Consider the following 19,391-nt stretch of genomic DNA (forward strand, 5'->3'; position numbering starts at 1 on the left):
CGGGCTAGGCGGGGCCTGTGGCCCAGGTGCGGGTGTCGGGAGACTCGAGGCACGTGAAGAGCAATCTCACGTAGCGGGTTATCCAGGCGGCGACGGTGTCCTCGTCGAACAAGTCGGTGGAGTATTCGACGTACAGCGACAGGCCGCCGTCGGGGGTGGGGGAGAGGGCCCAGCCCTGGTCGGCGCGGGCTACCGGGAACTCGACGTCGACCGGGTGCGATGGCGGGAGATCGGGCAGGGTCAGCGCGGGCAGCGGGGTGCTGTACAGGCCGAACAGGACGCGGGGTGGGGTGCCCTCGAAGGGGCCGCCCGCGGCGGTGTTGAGCAGGGCGGTGGGGATGGACTGGGTGGACAGGCGGTCCCAGAGGGCCGTGGTGGCGCGGGCGATGAGGTCGGTGAAGGTGGGGGCGTCTGCGACGGGGATCAGGAGCCAGCTGGTGTGGGTGAAGACGCCGACGGTGGACTCGAAGCGGGATTCGGGGCGGTTGGCGGCGCTGGTCTGGGGGGTGATCACGGGGGCGCCGGTGAGTTCGTGGCAGAGGGCGGCGAAGGCGGCCAGGAGGACGGCGAACGGGGTGGTGTCCAAGGTGGCGGCGGTGGCCGTCACCTTGGCGACGAGGTCGGGCGGTAGGACGCCGGTGGCGGAAGAGCCCAGGCCGCTGAGGTGCGTACCTCGGGGGCGGCTGGTGGGCAGCAGCAGCGGGTGGGCGCCGGTGTCCCGGACGCGCGCTGCCCACGACGCCACCATGTCCTGAGTGGACTTCTCCGCCAGGTGCTCCCGTTCCCACTCGGTGAAGTCCAGGTAGTCGGCGGCCGGGGCGGGGAGAGCCGCGTCCGCGCCGGTCAGCGCGGCGCGGTAGAGGGCGCCGAGTTCGGTGATCATGGTGGCCATCGACCAGCCGTCGCACAGCGAGTGGTGCATGGACAGCAGCAGCTCGCCGCTGTTCGGGCCGGTGAACAGGACCGCGCGGAACGGGGGGTCGGCGTCGAGGTCGAAGGGCAGGCCCGCCCAGTGCTGGGCGGTCTCGGCAGGGACGGGGCCGTCGACGGGGACGATCGGCAAGGTGACCGGCTGTGCGGTCAGCACCTCCTGCCGCAGCGCGCCGCCCTCCACGCGGTAGCGGGTGCGCAGCGCCGGGTGGCGGGCGACCAGCGCGGACAGGGCGGCGGTCATGGCGCCGCGGTCGACGGGACCCGGCAGGGGGAAGCGCATCGCCATGGTCAGCACGTTCGGTGCGGCGCTGGCCTTGGTCAGGCGGTAGCCGTGCAGCTGGCCGGTGCTGGCCGGGGCGGTCCGCTCCACCTGGACCGGCGGTGCGAGGCGGGCGGCCAGGCCGCGGATGGTCGGGGTGCGCAGGAAGTCCAGCACGCCGATGACCGGGCCGAACTCGGCGCGCAGCCGGTTCACCATGCGCATCGCGGCCAGGGAGTGGCCGCCCAGCTCGAAGAACGTGGCGGTCACGCCCACCGACGGCAGTCCCAGCTCGGCGCACCAGATGGCGCGCAACCGCCGCTCGACCTCGGTCACCGGCTCGGCGGCCTCGGGGCTCGCCGAGATCGGGGGCAGGGCGGAGCGGTTGAGCTTGCCGCTGGCGGTCAGCGGCAGGGCGGGCAGCGCCATCCACGACGTCGGCACCATGTAGTCCGGCATCCGCGCCGCCAGCGCGGTGCGCAGCGCCGCGACCGGCTCGGCCGTCACGACGTACGCCGCCAGCGAGCTGTCCTCCAGCACCGTGACCGCCGCGTCCCGCACCCCGGGCAGCGCGCGCAGCTGGTGCTCGACCTCGCCCGGCTCCACCCGGAACCCGCGGATCTGCACCTGGGCGTCGTTGCGGTGCAGGAAGTCCAGCTCGCCGTCCGGCCGCCTGCGCACGATGTCGCCGGTGCGGTACAGCCTGCCGTGCTCGGGGTGCTCGACAAACCGGCTCGCGGTTTGCTCGGCCGACAGGTAGCCGCGGCTGACCTGGGTGCCCTCCACGTACAGCTCACCGGCCACCCCCGCGGGCACCCGGCGGCCCGCCTCGTCCAGCACGAGCAGCCGCACGCCCGGCGTCGGCCTGCCGATCGACGGGGGACCGTCGCCCTCCGGCTGCACCCGCGTCCAGCTCACCATGACCGCGGTCTCGGTCGGCCCGTAGATGTTCCACACCGCGAACGGCGTCGCCGCGCTCGGTCGCCTGCGCAGCCGGTCGCCGCCGATGAGCATGTGGCGCAGCGCGGACGCGGGCCACTCCTGCTCCAGCAGGAGCTCGCCCATCGGCGTCGGCAGCAGCGCGACGGTGATCCGGTTGACCACCAGCCAGTCGCGCAGCCCGGCCGGGTCCAGCCGCAGCTCCGACGGGACGACGTGCAGCGCGGCCCCGGTGCGCAGCGCGGGCCACACCTCGGTGACCGACATGTCGAACCCGGGCGAGCAGAACCACGACAGCCGGTCCTGCGCGGTGATCCCCAAGCCTGCGGTGTACCAGTCGATCGTGTTGGAGATCGCGCGGTGCTCGATGGCGCAGCCCTTCGGCGCGCCGGTCGACCCGGAGGTGAACAGCACGTAGGCGATCTCCTCGGGGTCCGGCTCGATCACCTCGACGGCCCCGGCCCGCGGCAGGTCGTCGATGAAGACCAGCGGCACCCCGGCGGGCAGGTCCGCGGCCAGGGCCCGGCGCGTGACCACGGCGGACATCCCGGCCTCGGCGACCATCAGGGCCAGCCGGGCGGGCGGCTGCGCCGGGTCCAGCGGCACGTACGCGCGGCCGGATCGCGCGACGCCGAGCTGCGCGGCGACGGCGTCGGCGCTGCGCGGCAGGTGCACGCCGACCGGCTCCGGCCCGGTGCCGACCGCGGCGGTCACCGCGGCGGCGCGCTGGAACAGCTCGGCCCGGCTCACGGCCCCGGTCTCGTCGACGACCGCGATCCCGTCCGCTTCCGCGATGCCGCTGTGCAGCGCCGACGGCGGGCGCAGCCGCGGCCCGCCGTCCTCCCACGCGAGCAGCTCCCCGGCCTCGGCCCCGGTCACGGCGATGAGGTCGCCGACCGAGCGGCCCGGGTCGGCCACACTCGCGGCCAGCACGGTCCGCAGCGCGGCCACGACCCGCTCGGCGGTCGCGGCGTCGAAGAGGTCGACGGCGTAGTTCAGCTTCCCGCGGATGGTGCCGCCCAGCGTGGTCAGCAGCAACGCCAGGTCGGTGACCGTGCGGTCGATCACCGCGTCGGTCAGGCCGGTCTCGACGCCGGGCAGGTCCAGCGCGAACGGCGCCTCGTTGTTGATCCGCACCAGCACGTCGAACAGCGGGTTGCGCAGCGGGTCCGACGGCCCGCCCAGGGCCCGCACGATGTCCGGCAGCGGCACCTCCTGGTGCTCTTGGGCGCCCAGCACCTGGTCGCGCACCACCAGCACCAGGTCGGCGAAAGCGGTGTCGTCGCTGACGCGCACCCGCAGCGGCAGCGTGTGCACGAAGAAGCCGATCGTGCGCTCGGTCCCCGCCGGGCGGTGCGCGAACGGCGTGCCCACCACGATGTCGCCTTGGCCGGTGAGCTTGCGCAGCGCCACCGCGAACGCCGCCAGGACCACCATGAACGGGGTGGCGCGCACCTGCCGGGCCAGGTCCCGCACGGCGGTGGTGGTCGTGGCGTCGAACTCGACCGGGACGGTCGCCCCCCGACCGGTCGGCTGCGCCGGACGCGGCCGGTCCACGGGGAGCGCCAGCTCGGCGGGCACGTCGGCCAGCAGGTCCGTCCAGTGGCGCAGGGCCTCGGGCGACACGGCGGTGGGGGGCCTGCGCGGACCGGGCTCGGGCAGCTCTGGGGTGCCGCCCGCGAGCGCGGCCCGGTAGCAGGCGGAGATCTCCTCGGACATGATCCCGGCCGACCAGGTGTCGATGACCAGGTGGTGCATGCGCAGGACCAGCAGGTGCCGCCGCGCGCCCAGCCGCACCAAGCGCGGCTCGAACAGCGGGCCGCGGGCCAGGTCGAACGGCCGGTCGGTCTCCTCCGCGGCGATCCGCGCCGCGACCACCTCGGCGTCGGCGCCGAGCTCCTCGGTCACCGGCAGCGCGATCGACCGGGACGGGGCGACGACCCGCCGGGGTTCGCCGTCGACGTCGGTGAACAGGGTGCGCAGCGCCGGGTGCCGGGCCACGACCGCGGTGAACCCGGCGCGCAGCGCGGGGACGTCGAGGTCGCCGTCGAGCCGCACGACCAACGTCTCGTTGTGCGTCGGGCGACCCGGGAACGCCTCCTCCAGGTACCAGATCTGGCGCTCGGCGGTGGTCAGGTCGCCGTGGTCCTCAGTGGACTGTTCGGTGGCCGCGCCCGACCCGGTGAACGCCGAGCGCAGGTCGCTGATCGCGGGCAGCCCCGCGGTGACCGCCTCCGGCGGCAGTCCGAAGTCGACGAAGCAGGCCACCTCGTCCACCCCGAGGGCGGCCAGCCGCCGCACGATCGGCTCGACGTCGGCCGGGCTGCCGATCAGCGCCCGGTCGACGCAGTAGCGGTCGTAGGCGCGGGTGAGCAGGAACTCCAGGTCGTCGGCCGGGGTGTTCTCCAGGTCGATGCTGAACCCGAGGCTGTTGGTCACCTGCCCGAACAGCGCCAGCGACGAGCGCAGGTACGAGCAGAACGGCCCGAACGCCTCCGCCCGGACCCGCGCGGTGTCGTCGCCGAGGTAGGTGTGCAGCAGCGCCACCACCCGCCCGGTCGACGCGTCGTGGCCGTGCGCGGCCCGCGCCTGCCGGTAGAGCACCAGGTTCTCGGCGAGCTGCTCGACGCTCTGCGCCATCAGGTTGGTGATCACCCCGAGCCCGGCCGCCCCGGCCTGCCGGTAGCTGTCGGGGTTGCCGAGGATCGCGGTGTAGAAGTCCGGCTCGGCCTGCACCGGGCGCGGGAACAGCCGCACCGGCACCGGGTCGCCGTTGCCCGCGGGCCGGGTGACCGCGTCGCCGCGCCACAAGGCGCGGATCGTGTCGATCCCCTCGTACATCGCCTCGCGGTGGCGGCCGTACACCTGTGGCGCCAGCACGAAGTCGCGCGCGTGCCACCCGCTGGCCACCCCCAGCGACACCCGGCCGCGGGAGAGGTTGTCCACCATGGACCACTCCTCGGCCACCCGGATCGGGTCGTGCAGCGGGAGCACCACGCTGCCGGAGTGGATGCGCACCCGCTCCGTCTGCGCGGCGATGGCCGCGGCGAGCACCGACGGGTTGGGGAAGACGCCGCCGAAGGAGTCGAAGTGCCGCTCCGGCAGCCAGACCGCGTGCATGCCGGTATGGTCGGCGAAGCGCGCGGCGGCCAGGATGGCGGCGTACTTGTCGCCCGAGACGTCGTGCGGGTAGTCGCCGAAGAAGTACAGGCTGAAGTCCGGCTTGGTCGCCTCGACCGGCACCGCGACGGGCTCGACCGGCCGCGCTGCCACCTGCGGCACGGGAGCTACCTGTGGCACGGGAGCTACCTGAGGCGCGGGGACCACTTGAGGCGCGGGAGCTACCTGCGGCACGGGAGCCACCTGCGGGAGTGCTTGCGCGGCGGGGGCCGCGCCGAGCAGCGCGACCTGCTCGGACATCACCTGCGCGAACTTCGCCATCACCGACAGCTGCTCGCGGACGACCGCTTCCGCCCCGGACCCGCCCACCGGGGCGGGGGCGAGCGGTGCGAGGGGCGTGAGAGGAGCCACCCGCGCGACCGGCGCCGTGGGCGTCACGGGCGCAGCCGGCGCGGTGTGAGCGGTGGACGTGGCCACGCGCGATTCGGCGGGCGCCGGGAGGGCGGGCGCCGGGAGGGCGAGGGAGGGGAGGGCGGGGGAGGGGAGGGCGCGCTCGGCGGGTGCGGCAGGCACGGCGCGGCGCGCGGGCATCCGGTCGACGATGACCGCGGTCAGCCGGTCCGGCGTGTCGGCGTCGGCGAACAGCTCGCGCATGGGCACCCGGACCCCGAACGCGGCGTGCAGCTCCCGCGCCAGGTTCACCATCAGCAGCGAGTCCGCCCCCATGTCGACGAACGAGGTGTCCGTGGCGATGAGGTCGGGCTTGTCGCCCAGGTAGTGCGCGGCCAGCTCGCGCACCTTGTGCAGCACGAGCTCCCGGACCTGCTCGTCACCACCGGACACGGGGGCCTCCTCGGCGCGGGCGGGGCCCGCCCAGTAGCGGACCTGCTGGAACGGGTAGGTGGGCAGCGGCACCCGCGGCCCGGGGTGCAGCGCGGCCCAGTCGACCTCGACGCCGCGGCAGAACAGCGCCGCCAGGCCGGGCACGGGGGAGTCGGCGCCGCGGCGGGTCAGCGGCAGCCAGGCCGTCGCGGGCCACTGCCTGCCCAGCGCGCTGAGCGCGCCGGAGGGGCCCAGCTCGACGAACGTGCGCGCGCCGTCGGCGGCCAGCCGGTCGACGCAGGCGCGGAAGTCGACGGCGGAGCGGGTGTGGGCGCGCACGTGCCCGGCGCCCAGCACGGTGCCGGGGTGCAGCACCGCCCCGCCGACGCCGGTCACCAGCGGCAGCCGCAGCGCTCGCCACCCGAGCCCGGCCGCGACCGAGGTCAGCGCGTCCAGCGCGGGGTCGACCAGCGAGGTGTGGAAGGCCCGGTCGCCCGGCACGCGCGACCAGTCGACCCCGCGCGCGGTCAGCACCCCCTGCGCGGCCAGCACCGCCTCGACCGGCCCGCCGAAGACGGTGTGGCCGGGGCCGTTGCGCACCGCGACCGCCAGGCCGGGCAGCGCGGGCACGTCGTCGAACACCGCCAGCAGGGCGCCCGCGGCGGTGTCCTGGAGCAGGGCGCCGCGCGCCCCGGCCAGCCGGACGGCGTCCTCCACCGACAGCGCGCCCGCCGCGCACAGGGCGGCGTACTCGCCCGCGCTGTGCCCGACCACCAGGTCAGGCCGCACCCCAAGGTGCTCCAGCAGCGCGACCTGGGCCAGTTGCAGCGCCAGCAGCGCCGGTTGCAGCTCGGCGGTGGTCCACTCGTGGGCGTCGGCCAGCAGCGGCCCGAGCAGGTCGGCGCCGTGGCCGCGCCGGTGCTGCTCGGCGCAGCGGCGCAGCATGTCCGCGGCGGCCGGGTACGCCATCAAGGCGCGCGCCGCGCCGGTGCAGTCCAGGCCCTGACCGGCGAACGCGAACACCAGCGGACCCGGGTCGCCCGCCGTGCCGGACACCGACCCGCCCGCGCGCAGCGCCGCCGCGGGTTCCTCGCCCCAGGCGACCAGGCGGTGCCGGTACCGCCGCCTGCCGCCGCCGAGGGTGCTCAGCACCGCGGCAGGGTCCAGGTCCTCGCTGTCCAGCGCGTCGGCCACCCGCTCGGCGAGCTGGGCCAGCGCGGTGGTGTCGTGCGCGGAGAGCGGCACCACCCACGGCGCGGGCGCACCGGGCACGGGAGCGGGCGGGGCCTGTTCGATGATCACGTGGGCGTTGGTGCCGCCGACCCCCAGCGCCGTCACCCCGGCGCGGCGCACGCCCGCCACCGGCCACGCCCTGGCCTCGGTGGGCACCTCGAACGGTCCGTGGCCCAGGCCCAGCGCGGGGTTCGGGGTTCGCAGGTTCGGCTGCGGCGGCACGGTCGCGTGCCGCACCGCCAAGACGGCCTTGAGCAGGCCGGACATGCCCGCGCAGCTGTCCAGGTGCCCGATGTTGGCCTTCACCGAGCCGAGCACCAGCGGGTCCGCCCGGTCCCCGTACACCTCGCGGAGCGCGTCGACCTCGATCGGGTCGCCCAGCGCGGTCCCGGTGCCGTGCGCCTCCACGTACCCCACGGTCGCCGGGTCGATGCCGCCGGAGGCCAGCGCGGCGCGCAGCACGGCGACCTGTCCGGCCAGGCCGGGGGCGGTGTAGCTCATCTTGGCGGCGCCGTCGTTGTTGACCGCCGAGCCGATGATCACCGCGTGCACGGTGTCGCCGTCGGCCAGTGCCGCGTCCAGCGGCTTCAGCACGACCGCGGCGACGCCGTTGCCGCCCACGGTCCCGTCGGCGTCGGCGTCGAACGGCCTGCACTCGCCGTCGCGGGAGAGGATCGAGCCGTCCTGGTACCGGTACCCGGCCAGGCGCGGCACGTGCAGCGCCGCCGCGCCCGCCAGCGCCATGTCCGCGTCGCCCACGAGTAGCGCGGTGATCGCGGTGTGGATGGCGACCAGCGACGTCGAGCACGCGGTGCGCACCGCCACGGCGGGCCCGGTGAGCCCCAGCCGGTAGGCCACCCGCGACGGCAGGAAGTCGGGCTCGTTGCCCATCACCACCTGCAGCGCGGCGAGCTGGTCGCCCGCGTCGGTGTCGCCCAGCCGCTCCCGGGCGTAGGTGCGCAGCGAGTACAGGTTCATCCCGCCGCCCGCGTACACCCCGACCCGTCCCTCGGCGCCCGTGCGCCCGGCGTGCTCCAGCGCCTCGTGGCAGATCTGCAGGAACAGTCGCTGCTGCGGGTCCATCAGCTCCGCCTCGGCGGAGCTGACCCCGAACAGCGCGGCGTCGAACCCGGCGATGTCGTCCAGCGGCGCGGTCACCGGCACCAGGTCCGGGTCGTCGACGAACGCGGCGGGCAGCCCCTCGGCCAGCAACTCGGCCCGGTTGGCCCGGCGGGTGCTGATCCGGCCGGACAGCAGGTTGCGCCAGTACTGGTCGAGCGTGTCGGCCTCGGGGAACCGGGCCGCCATGCCGATGATCGCGATCCGCCGGTCGTGGCGCACTAGTCCCCCTCGATCGTGGTGCTGCTCGGCACCGGCTCGCGCGCGCCCGCCCGTGGGCGCGCGATGGCGGCGACGAGGGAGACCGCGGCGACCACGGCCACCACCCCGTGCATGAGCCCCACCACGGGCAGTGGCCGCCACACGTCCAGCAGCCCGCCCGCCACCAGCACGCCCACCCCGAAGCCCGCGTTCTCGGCCATCGCGACCAGCCCGAAGAACCGGCCGCGGCCGGGTTCGGGCTCGGCCTGCACCCGCGTGCTGTAGCTGATCTCGGCGACCCCATCGGCCAGGCCCGCCAGCAGCAGGACCAGCAGCACCAACGGATAGGCGACGTCGGTGAAGGCGACGATGAACCCGACCGACATCACCGTCGTCCCCACCAGGAAGCCCCGCTCGCTGCGCCGCGGGTCGTCCCGGTAGACCCGGCCCGCCACCCGGTGGGCGAGGAACAGCCCGACCGCCCACGCCGCCCAGAACCAGCCGACGAACGCCGCCGGGTCCGCCGCGTGCGTCTGGGTGGCGTGCACCGGGACGCCGACCTGGTGCGAGGCCGAGCCGAACCCGTCGACCAGCCGGATCAGCACGATGCCCAGCACCGCGGGCACCGCGATCAGGGCGGTGACCGCCGCCCGCCCGGGAAACCCGGCGCGCGGCGCGGGCTCCCCGCCGCCGCGGGGGAACCGCAGCCCACTGCCCAGCAGCACCACCGCCGACACCACGAACGTCGCCGCGTCGATCAGGAACGCCACCTGGTACCCGACCGCCGACACCAGCAGCGCGCCGCAGGCGAACCCGAGCGCCATCGACACCGCCCGCCCGGTCACCAGCAGCCCGTTGGCGCGCAGCCGGTTCTCCGGGCCGACCAGGTCGGGCACGCTGCTGCGCAGCATCACCCCGCTGGTCGTGGTCAGCAGCCCGATCGACACCGCCACCACCGGCAGCATGTGCACCCGGGCCTCGGCGGGCAGCAGCGCGAACACCACCAGCACCAGCGCCTGCACCAGGTCGCAGGTGACCATCACCGCCCGGCGCGGCAGCCGGGCGGCGACGATCCCGCCGAAACCGCCCGCCACCACCCCGCAGGCCATGCGCACGACCAGGAACACGCCGGTGGCGAACGCGCTGCCGGTCGCCTCGTAGACGAACAGGTGCAGCGCCACCATGTTGAGGAAGCTGCCGAACGACGAACTGGCGGTGCCCGCGACGAGCACCTGGAAGCGCCGCATGTCCGCGGCGGTCTCGACGGTGGTCACCGGCGTCAGTACCCCGCCGCGTCGGCGCCGTCGGCGTCCCGGGTCGGGACCAGGAAGCTGCGCTCGAAGACCAGCACCACCTCACCGGTCGATTTGATCCCGGTGGTGCGGCAGTGCGCGATCCCCTCGCCCGGCCTGCTCTTGGACAGCCGCTTGCCGGTGATCTCGCTCTCCGAGTACAGCGTGTCGCCGACGAAGACGGGGGAGGGCAGCCGGATGTTGTCCCAGCCGAGGTTGGCCAGCGTCTTGCCGCTGGTGCCGCGCGCGGCCATCCCGGCGACGAGGCTCAGCGTCACCAGGCTCGACACCAGCGGCCTGCCCCACACCCCCTTCTCGCTGTACGCGGCGTCGATGTGCAGCGGGGCGGCGTTCATGCTGAGCATGGACATCAGGACGTTGTCCATCTCCGTCACGGTGCGCCCCGGCCGGTGCTCGATGACCGCGCCGACGATCAGGTCCTCGTAGCAGAACCCGACGACCTCCCGGAACCGCCGCTCGCCGACTCGCCGGTAGCCGACCGGCACCTGGTCCTCGGTGTCGCTCATCAAGACCGCTTTCGTTCTGCGGTGGACGTTTCGGGACCGTCGAGTCCGGTCGTGGTCAGCTCGGTGACGTGGCCGGCGAAGGCGGTCAGCCCGTCGCGGTCCATGTCCGCGCGGACCATCACCCGCAGACCGGCCTCGCCCCGCGGCACGATCGGGAAGAACACCGCCGAGCTGTAGTAGCCGCGCCGGTACAGCTCGGCGGACAGCCGCACGGCCCGGTCGGGGCCGCCGACGTCGATGCGCCGCACCGGCAAGCCGTTGCCCGCCCACTTGCTGGGCAGCAGCTCGTCGAAGAGCGCCAGGTTCTCCCGCAGCCGGGCCTGCAGCCGCCCCAGCTCAGCGGAGCGGTGCACCGAGGCGCTGCCCAGCGCGGCGCCGATGGTGGGCACCGACAGGTTCTGCGACCAGCCGAGCGGTCCGCCGTGCCGGGCGAGGAACTCCGCCTGCGCGGCGCTGTGCAGCATCGCGATGCCGCCGCCGCTGCCGAAGCCCTTGCCGAGGCTGGCCACGATGGTGGTCAGCGGGCCGGGCGCGGTGCGGGACCGGACGAAGCCCTCGCCGCGCTCACCCATGATCGACAGCGAGTGGGAGTCGTCGAAGTACAGGTACAGGCCGTAGCGGTCCTGCAGCTCCAGCAGTTGCTCCAGCGCCGCGGCGCCACCCATCGAGTAAGCCCCGTCGGCGACGTAGGCCACGCTCGGGTACTTGCGGCAGGCGTCGGCGATGAAGTCGATGTCGTTGTGGCCGCTGGTGAGCACCATGCTCTCCTGCGCGCAGGTGGCCTTCACGTACGCCATGGAGAAGTGCGCGTGCCGGTCGAAGATCATCACCCGCGGCCCGCCCTCGGCCAGGTGCCCGGAGGCCAGCAGCGGCAGCAGCCCGGCGGTGACCGTGCTGCACGTCGTGCTCAGCAGGATGTGCGCGCCGAACAGCTCGCCCAGCTCCTCCTCCATCCGGCGCTGGATGGTCGGGCGGATGCGCGTCGTGGACGTCATCAGCTCGATCGTGCCGGTCTCCCGCACGGCGTCGACCACGCCGTCGAGCACCGCGGGGTGCCGGTTGAGGCCCAGGTAGGAGCAGGAGCACATGTTGGCGAACGCGTGGCCGGTCTCGGCGACCACCAGCCGGTTGTTCGATTCGTGGTCGACCACGATGTTGATCAGCCCGTTGTCGGCCGCCGCCTGCCAGACGGGGTCGGCGTTGTCCACCAGGGCCGTGCTGTTGCGGTAGGTCCTCGGTCCGGTGATCTCCCGGACGACCGCCTCGGTCATCGGACTCCTCAGTCGGGGTAGGGCAGGGACTGGTGCTGGGGCGGGCCGAACTCGTGGAGCAGCCGCCGGGACTCCTCGAAGAACGGTTTGCCGACCATGAGCCCGTCGACGGTGGCCACGCCGTTGCCGCCCGCGGCGAGCACCCGGCGCGCGTGGTCGAGCTGGTCGGTGTCGGGGGAGAACGCCTCGGTGATCACCGGCACCTGGCGCGGGTGCACGGCGATCTTGCCGCTGAACCCCAGCTGCCGGGCCAGCACCGCCTCGGCCCGCACCAGCGCCACGTCGCCCAGCTCGAAGGTGGGCGAGTCGACGGCGACCAGGCCCGCGGCCCGCGCCGCGTTGACGACCATGGACCGGGCCGCCGACAGCGGCCCCCAGTCCAGCGGGATGCCCAGCGCGGCGGCGTAGTCCGCCGCGCCGAAGACCAGGCCGCGCAGGGGGGACGACCGGGTGATGTCGGCGAGGTTCTGCACGCCGCGCGGGGTCTCGATCACCGCCCACAGCTCCGGCGGGTCGTCGCCGAGCACCTGGTGGACGATCTCCACGTCGCGCGGGGACTCCACCTTCGGCAGGTGCAGGAAGCTCGGCCGCACCGGGAAGTCCGGCAGCGCCAGCAGGTCCCGCAGGCCGTCGGGCTCGGTGATCGCGTTGACCCGCAGCCCGCAGCGCGGCGCGGTGGGGTCGGTGAAGAACGCCGGGGCGTACGCCCTGGCCTCCTCCTTGCGGTGCGGGGGGACGGAGTCCTCCAGGTCCACCACGCACATGTCGGTGCCGGAGCTGTGGCAGGGGCCGAAGCGCCAGGGCGTGGTCGCCGGGACGACGAGCGCCGACCGGCAGTACCGGGATAACACGCCCTACCCCTCCCGCCGCACGTCGATGATCACCTTGCCGGTGCTGGCCCGGCCCTCGACCGCCGCGTGCGCGTCACCGACCCGGTCCAGCGGGACCACCAGGCCGATGTGGGCGCGCAGCGCCCCCTTGCGGGCCAAGGCGAAGAGCTCTTCGGCGATGCCCTCCAGCAGCGGGCGGTCGTCGACGACGTGCCGCATCCAGAAGCCCGCGCACCCGATCGAGGAGTCGACCAGCTCGGCCGTCGTCACCCCGACCACGCCGCGGTCCGGGCCCGCCGCGCGCCAGCCGTAGCTGACCAGCCTGCCGAACGGGGCCAGCCCGCGCAGCAGCATCCGCGTCGTGTCGCCGCCGGTCGCGTCGACCACCAGGTCGGCGCCGCGCCCGCCGGTCAGCGCCCGCACCCGCGCGCCGACGTCCTCGGGCCCCACCGCGTGGTCGGCCCCGAGCCCCAGGACGAACTCGCGCTTGGCGGCGGTCGAGGCGACCCCGATCACCGGGCCCGCGCCCAGCGCCACCGCCAGCTGCACCGCCAGGTGCCCCACCCCGCCCGCCGCCGAGGACACCACGACCGCGTCCCCGGCCCGCAGCCGCCCCGCGAGGACGAGCGCGCCGTACGCGGTCGCGCCCTGCTCGAAGAGCCCGAGCGCCTGCTCGTCGCCGATGTCGTCGGGGACCTCGACCACGTGCGCGTCGTCGGCCACGACCACCTGGGCGTAACCGCCGCCATGGCGCATCAGCGCCACCACCCGCCGCCCGTCGCACTGCCTGCGCCCCACCACGTCCACCCCCAGCACCGCGGGCAGGTCCGGCACGGCTGAAACCCCGCCCCGCCGCTCCACATCGTCGAAGTTCACGCCTGCGAACGCCACGTCGACCACGCTCGTCCCCGCTCCCGGTCCCGGCATGGGGACGTCCCGCACGGCGAACACCTCCGGCCCGCCAACCCGCCGCATCACCGACGCACGGACATGCTCACCGGCCCCACGACGCCTCCGATTTGTGGTCGATTGATGCATCTCCGCTCCCCCCTGGTTCACCCTCCCGCACATTCCAATCAACCACGACACGATGCGTAAGGACCGATTGGCCTAGTTTCCGACCGAAGAAATGGATGATCCCTGCACCTCAGAAACACCCGATCGGCGGTCTCCGCGCGGCGGCTATCGTGGTAAATGGAGACGTGGGCTCAGAGGGCAAAAATCTTCTTGCCGAACGGAAGCGGCGAGACTAGTGGCGGAGCGTAGGTAACTCGCCTGGCCGGTCACAGATTCGGCAGGCGAATACGTGCTTGTAGGTGGCGATTATGGCGGCGCCTCCGGTGAGGTGTTGATGCTGGTTGAGGACGGGTGGGATGATCGCCATGCCGAACTCGTCGCGCAGCTGCCCGACGTCCCGCAGGGTCGCCGTGAGCGCGGTGAAGTGGCCGGTGGAATGGCCTTTGAGGACGTCGGTACCGGTCGCGGCCAGCGTGATAGATCTGGTCAGTCACCGGAGTCATCGTTCAGGCGCCTACGAGGCTTTAAGTCGCTGGTAGTGCCCTTAGCCCGCTTCTCGCTCACCAGGACCGCCTCCGGATCACTCCACAGAGGATGGCCGCAGGTTCAGCCACATGACCCGCAGGCCCACCGGCCCGTGCTCGGGGTGCCGGAACGCCCCCGGCGCGGTTCCGAGCGTGACGAACCCCAGGCTCTCGTACAGCCGCACCGCCGCCACGTTGGTCTCCACCACAGCGTTGAACTGCACCGCCGCGAACCCGCTGCGCTGCGCCCATCCGACCAGGTCCTCGGTGAGCGCCCGCCCCACCCCGCGCCCGCGCGCGTGCGCCGCCACCATCAGCGTCCCGGACGCGACGTGGTCCCCGGGTCCCGGCCGGTTCGCGTACATGTTCGCCGTTCCGAGCACCCGGTCCCCTTCGGTGGCCACCACGACTCGGCCAGGTGGAGGAATGAGCCAGGACTGTCTTGCCGCACTTTCGGACAGGGCGGGATCGTAGGGAACGGTGCGCTGCTCGGTGATGACGTCGCGGAGGACCGGCCAGATGTGGGGCCAGTCGCCCTCCCGCGCTTCCCGGATGGTCGACACCGGACCACCCTGCTGCCCGGCGGCCCGGCCCCGCAACCGAGTAGAACAAGGATCGGCTTCATGAACTCATCTTCGGTTCAACCGCCGAGTGGGTGCGGCCTCTCTACTGTCAGTCGGTGTTCCCCCGCCGCCGCTGCGCGTTCCGGGTGAACACCGCGGCGGTGCGGCGCGTCCGGTAACGGGCTTCCTGGTACGTCGATGTCGGTGGCAGTGCGCCGAGGTCGAAGGGACCACCATGCCCGTACGGGGTCGCCCGACCCGATCCTGTCGTCCTACCTGGACGGCGACCCCAACGGCGGCGTGTACACCCCGTCGAACCTGGCCCTGTACACGTTCACCAACAACCCGGTGCGTTTCGTCGACCCGGACGGCGGCCAGACCCGGCCCGCGCCGACCGCCGCACCGCAGCGGGTCCCCCCCACCGCCTCCGGCCGGGGAGCCACTGCCAGACCTGGGTCGCGTCAACGGCCGCTACGGCGACAACCGGACGGGCTGGCTCGGCCGCGTCCAGGACATCCCGGACCTCGTCGACACCACCGACCTGTACCTACCCCGCACCCTCGACCGCATCGACCGCGGCCTGCTGGTCCCCAACCCCGAATCCCGACTGGGCGCCTACGCCGCCACCCGGGGTACGCCAAGGGAACCGTCGGCCACGCCGTCCACGCCGGAATCGCCACCGTCTACCTCGTGTTCGGCAACTACGGCCAGGAGAAGATCGGCCGCGTGTTCAACTCACCCGAGGCCAAGGCGCTCTACAACCTGCCGGTCGACTCGTGGGCAGGCCGCAGAATGGCCCAACTCGAATACCAGTACTGGCACAACGTCCACGTCGAAGACCCCTGGTCCCCAGGCGGACAACTGGGAGCCTCCTTCGACACCGACAGACGAGACTTCCTGCAACGGAAGGTCTTCTCCCCACTCGGCCCAGACACACCTTAAGGCGGTTCATCCAGCGCCTGGTGACAGAGGCGGTGGGGTGGTGCAACAACACGCACCGCCCCACCATCCACCGCGAGCCTGCGCCCTCAAGCGCCCGGACGAGGCCCAGACCCGGCGATTCGCTCGACCAGCTCGTCGCGGTATGCCTGAGCGTCCCGCAGTTCCGGTTCGGAGCCGTCGGTCCGCTTGAGCGCGCCTTCGAGGATTCTCAACGCTTGCTGTTCGTCGCCCTTCGCGTCCGCCAGCCGTGCCGCGTTCTCCATGGCTTTCGCGAGCTTGGTGCGCGCCTCGGGTTCCTGGGCGGACTTGTTGATCCGGATCCAGTTGCCACCCGGATCGACGACGGTGAACCCGGTGTACCGGTCGTTGCGCAGCCGAGGCCTGGTCATGCGCGGTATGCCGGAGATGAGCACCTTCCCGTGCACAGCGCGCATCCCCGCCGCGAACGCCTCGAACAACGGCCCGGTGTCCTGCACGATGATCAGGCACGTGCTGTGCGACTGCTCCGGAACGTGGCCATCCATTCCGTAGAAGTGCAGGTTGATGTCCTCGCGCTGCAAGGCGATGTACGGGTTCGGCCGCGTCTGCCGATAGGTGGGCGAGAAGCCGAGCATCTCGTAGAAGGACGCCATCTCATCGATGTCTCGACAGGGCAGGAGCGGAATCATCAGTTCGTTTGCCACCGCCCGAAACTAAGCCTGGACCCGCCGAAACGACACGGAGCTATTTGCTCAAGCGAATCCAGGCGCGTGTGGCCGGTTCCGACCTGAGCACCAGCGGCTCACTGGCGCCGGTGCGGCTGCCGGGTGACACGGCGGTCGTCAACGCCGTCGGCGGGCACGGTCTGGCCTACAACGGCGGCACCGAGTTCGACGTGTCGATCTTCGGGTACCCGAGCAACCGCGACGGCGGGAACCAGATGTGGCCTGCTGGGGCGTTGCCACCGACAGCAGCATCTGGGACGACCGTTCGAAGATTGGTTGTGATTTCGGCGGCGGATCATCGGGTGGCCCGTAGATCTGGAACTACAATGCCAACGGGCTCGGCTGGGTCCGCTCGGTAATGTCCACTGTGGATGGTGGCGGTGTCAACCGCGGGCCGTACTTCGACACCTGCCCTGAGGCCCGGCCTCGCCCGAGTACCTGCCGCGCCCGTCGATCTCGTGAGGAAGCCAGGCCGACCTGCGGAAACGCGTGAAGCCGTCGCCAGGCCAGATAGAGGCCGAAGAGGCCGGTGCCCAGCAAGGTCGGCTTCCCCTCCAGCGACGAGCAGGCCGTGCTCAAAGTGCGCCTGTCTCGCGGTGATGAGCCTGGACCCGATCGGCACAGGCCGCGAACGCTGGATCATGCGCTGGAAGCCCCCACTGAATGCTTTCAATCGCCTTCGACGGCCGCCTGCCGCCGGACGCGAATAACTCCTCCTCAACCCTGAGTTGCACTGCTCGTTGACGAACCCCATCAGCACCTGCGGTTGTTAAAGTGGACTTGACTTGATCTCGAAATGAAGCGGCGGAAGGGGAACGTGCGGTGACTGGTCTGTCTGATGTGGCCGTCAACCGGTCGTTCGGGCAGTGTCTGCTCCGGTACCGGACGGCACAGGGGTTGACGCAGGCGGAGTTGGCCGAGACGTCAGGGATGAGCGTGCGGGCGTTGCGTAACCTGGAGCGGGGCAGGTCCGTCGCGGCGCAGGAGCGGTCGGCGGAGGTGCTGGCGGACGCGCTCGGACTGGTCGGGCACTCGCGGGAGGCGTTCGTCCTGTTGGCGAGGGAAGGGCGCAGGCGCTCGCCCCGGACGGGGGGCGGGGCCGTGCTGAACGGGTTGCCCGTCGTGCCGGTGCTGGTGGGCAGGGAGGCCGAGCTGGGGTGGCTGGCCCACGAGGCCGAGGCAGGCGGAGTGGTGGTGGTGGTCGGGCCTCCCGGGGTGGGGAAGACCTCGCTGGTCGTCGTGGCCGCCGAACGGCTGGCCGCCCGGTTCCCGGACGGGTGCCTGGCGCTCGACTTGCGCGGTGTCGACGACCATCCGCTGCCTCCCGCGTCCGTGCTGGAGCGGATGCTGACCGCGCTGGGGGTGCCGACCAGCCGGGTCCCGGCGGGCGAACACGACCGCGGTTCGCTGTTCCGCACGCTGCTGCGGGACCGGCGGATGCTCGTCATCCTGGACAACGCCGCCGACGAAGCGCAGGTCAGGCCGTTGTTGGGTGGAGGGGCGGGCTGCCTGACGATCGTGACCTGCCGTCGGGTGCTGGCCGGGTTGGAGGCGGCGCGGTGGCTGACCCTGGACGTGTTGTCCGACGAGAGCGCGGTCGACTTCCTGGCTGCCGTCGTCGGCGCCGAGGTGGTGCGCGGGGAGGCGGAGGAGGCGGAGGAGGTCGTGGCGTTGTGCGGCGGCCTGCCGTTGGCGGTGCGGATCGTCGGCAACCTGGTGGCGACCCGTGGGCCGGGCTCGTTCGCCCAGCTCGCCCGGCGGTTGCGCGACGAACACCGGCGGCTGGACTCCCTGGCGATCGGTGACCTGCGGCTGCGGTCGGTGTTCGAAGTGTCGCTGCGGCGGTTGTCCACCACAGCGCAGACGATGTTCCGCCGACTCGCGCTCATCCCCGGGTCCCACTTCGACGACGACCTCGCCGCCGTCGCCGCGGGCATGCCCGCGGACCAGGTCGACCCGGCCCTGGACGAGCTGGTGGAGGCGTCCCTGCTCACCGTCACCTCCGGGGTCAACGGCTTGCAGTTCCACGACCTCATCCGCCTTTTCGCCCGGGAACGCCTGGCCTCGGAAGAGGACGGACAGGTCCGGGACGATCTCCGCCGCCGCCTTTACACCCATATCCTGACCAAGGGCGCTGCTGCGGGGAACCTGTTCTTCCCCGGTCCGTCGACGGTGCCTGCCGACAGCCCTTTCCAGGCACACGACGAGGCGCGGGAGTGGCTCGACCACGGCGCGACCAACTGGCTGGCGGTCCAAGCCGAGGCCGCGGACCTGGGCTGGCACCGCGAGGTGGTCGACTTCACCAAGGGCGTGCACTACTACTACATCGGTCGTGAGTCGCGGCACCGCTGGGACGAGGTCTTCTGGAACGGCGTCCGTGCGGCCCGCGCACTCGGCGACTCTGACGCGGAGATCCTGCTGTTGACGCACGTGGGATCGTCGCTGTTCTGGAGCCGCACCGACGCCGCACGTGGTTTGGCCACGCTGCGCGAGGCACTGGCGCTCGCAGAGGAGACCGGCAACCGCCTCAGGGCGACCATCGCGTCCTCGGCCGTCGGGTTCCTCCTGGTGCTGTCCGGCAGGGTCGAGGAAGGGTTGCCGCTGGCCCTGTGGGCTTACAAGATGTCGGCGGACTACGACTTCTTCGCGTACAGGTTCTGGTCGTCGCTCTCCTACGGCGGTGCGCTGCAAACGGTGGGCCGGTTCGAGGAGGCGCTGGAAGTCCACAGTGCGTTGCTGCGCGAGGTGGTCGACCGCCAGGGCCAGACGAACGAGGAGGCGGAGAAGAAGGTGCGGGCGCTGGCGCTGATGCACGTCGGGGACTGCCTCGCGGGCGTGGGTCGCTGGGCGGAGGCGGCCCGCCACTACCGCGGCGCGGCGACGCTGGTCGCCGCGGAGCAGCCGGGTTACCGCAGCGTGGCCGAGCTGGCCCTGGCCGAGGGCGTCGCGTGGCGCAACGCCGGGGACCACGGACAAGCCCGGACCTGCCTGTCTCTGGCAGTCGGCCTCTTCGACGACCCCGCCCACCGGGAGGACCGCGAACGCGCGTCGGCCGAACTGGCCCTGTTGCCCGACTGAAGCGGAAAGCCTTGGCA

At 72.9% G+C, this 19,391-nt stretch carries 10 protein-coding genes; 2 read left to right on the plus strand and 8 right to left on the minus strand.

The features are described from left to right. Positions 1 to 4 precede the first annotated feature (4 nt). From ACTG9Q_RS27415 to ACTG9Q_RS27445, 7 genes are all read right to left on the minus strand, one after another. Entirely contained in the window at positions 5 to 8,647 is an 8,643-nt protein-coding gene (locus ACTG9Q_RS27415; RefSeq protein ID WP_455575802.1) for a MupA/Atu3671 family FMN-dependent luciferase-like monooxygenase, read from the minus strand. Next, complete coding sequence (locus ACTG9Q_RS27420) at positions 8,647 to 9,900, minus strand: MFS transporter (RefSeq protein ID WP_455575803.1); 1,254 nt, start codon at positions 9,898 to 9,900, stop codon at positions 8,647 to 8,649. The genes ACTG9Q_RS27415 and ACTG9Q_RS27420 overlap by 1 nt, the downstream gene beginning before the upstream one ends. Before the next feature lie 5 nt (positions 9,901 to 9,905). Continuing rightward, positions 9,906 to 10,445: a MaoC family dehydratase gene (locus ACTG9Q_RS27425; protein WP_455575804.1), complete on the minus strand. Its 540-nt coding sequence runs from the start codon at positions 10,443 to 10,445 to the stop codon at positions 9,906 to 9,908. Next, complete coding sequence (locus ACTG9Q_RS27430) at positions 10,445 to 11,716, minus strand: aminotransferase class I/II-fold pyridoxal phosphate-dependent enzyme (protein ID WP_455575805.1); 1,272 nt, start codon at positions 11,714 to 11,716, stop codon at positions 10,445 to 10,447. Before ACTG9Q_RS27430 ends, ACTG9Q_RS27425 begins: the two co-directional genes overlap by 1 nt. A gap of 8 nt (positions 11,717 to 11,724) precedes the next feature. Next, a complete protein-coding gene (locus ACTG9Q_RS27435) occupies positions 11,725 to 12,567 on the minus strand; it encodes an HpcH/HpaI aldolase/citrate lyase family protein (protein ID WP_455575806.1) in 843 nt (280 codons plus the stop codon). A gap of 3 nt (positions 12,568 to 12,570) precedes the next feature. Continuing rightward, positions 12,571 to 13,488: a quinone oxidoreductase family protein gene (locus tag ACTG9Q_RS27440; RefSeq protein ID WP_455575807.1), complete on the minus strand. Its 918-nt coding sequence runs from the start codon at positions 13,486 to 13,488 to the stop codon at positions 12,571 to 12,573. A gap of 655 nt (positions 13,489 to 14,143) precedes the next feature. Beyond that, entirely contained in the window at positions 14,144 to 14,650 is a 507-nt protein-coding gene (locus tag ACTG9Q_RS27445) for an N-acetyltransferase family protein (RefSeq protein WP_455575808.1), read from the minus strand. 690 nt (positions 14,651 to 15,340) lie between these two features. Here ACTG9Q_RS27445 and ACTG9Q_RS27450 point away from each other — a divergent pair. Beyond that, positions 15,341 to 15,592, plus strand: a complete 252-nt coding sequence (locus ACTG9Q_RS27450) for a hypothetical protein (RefSeq protein ID WP_455575809.1) — start codon at positions 15,341 to 15,343, stop codon at positions 15,590 to 15,592. Between the two features lie 86 nt (positions 15,593 to 15,678). Here the strand turns inward: ACTG9Q_RS27450 and ACTG9Q_RS27455 are convergent, their stop codons facing one another. Continuing rightward, positions 15,679 to 16,275: a hypothetical protein gene (locus tag ACTG9Q_RS27455; RefSeq protein ID WP_455575810.1), complete on the minus strand. Its 597-nt coding sequence runs from the start codon at positions 16,273 to 16,275 to the stop codon at positions 15,679 to 15,681. Positions 16,276 to 17,136: 861 nt separating this feature from the next. Between ACTG9Q_RS27455 and ACTG9Q_RS27460 the strand changes: the two genes are divergently transcribed. Next, on the plus strand, positions 17,137 to 19,374 hold the full coding sequence (locus tag ACTG9Q_RS27460; RefSeq protein WP_455575889.1) for an NB-ARC domain-containing protein: 2,238 nt from the start codon (positions 17,137 to 17,139) through the stop codon (positions 19,372 to 19,374). Positions 19,375 to 19,391 lie beyond the last annotated feature (17 nt).

The sequence above is a fragment of the Actinokineospora lacus genome, assembly GCF_053813445.1.

Excerpts from the sequence above, each read along its gene's own strand:
- ACTG9Q_RS27430 (WP_455575805.1), bottom strand. The coding sequence starts at position 11,716 with ATGACCGAGGCGGTCGTCCGGGAGATCACCGGACCGAGGACCTACCGC.
- ACTG9Q_RS27425 (WP_455575804.1), bottom strand. The coding sequence starts at position 10,445 with ATGAGCGACACCGAGGACCAGGTGCCGGTCGGCTACCGGCGAGTCGGC.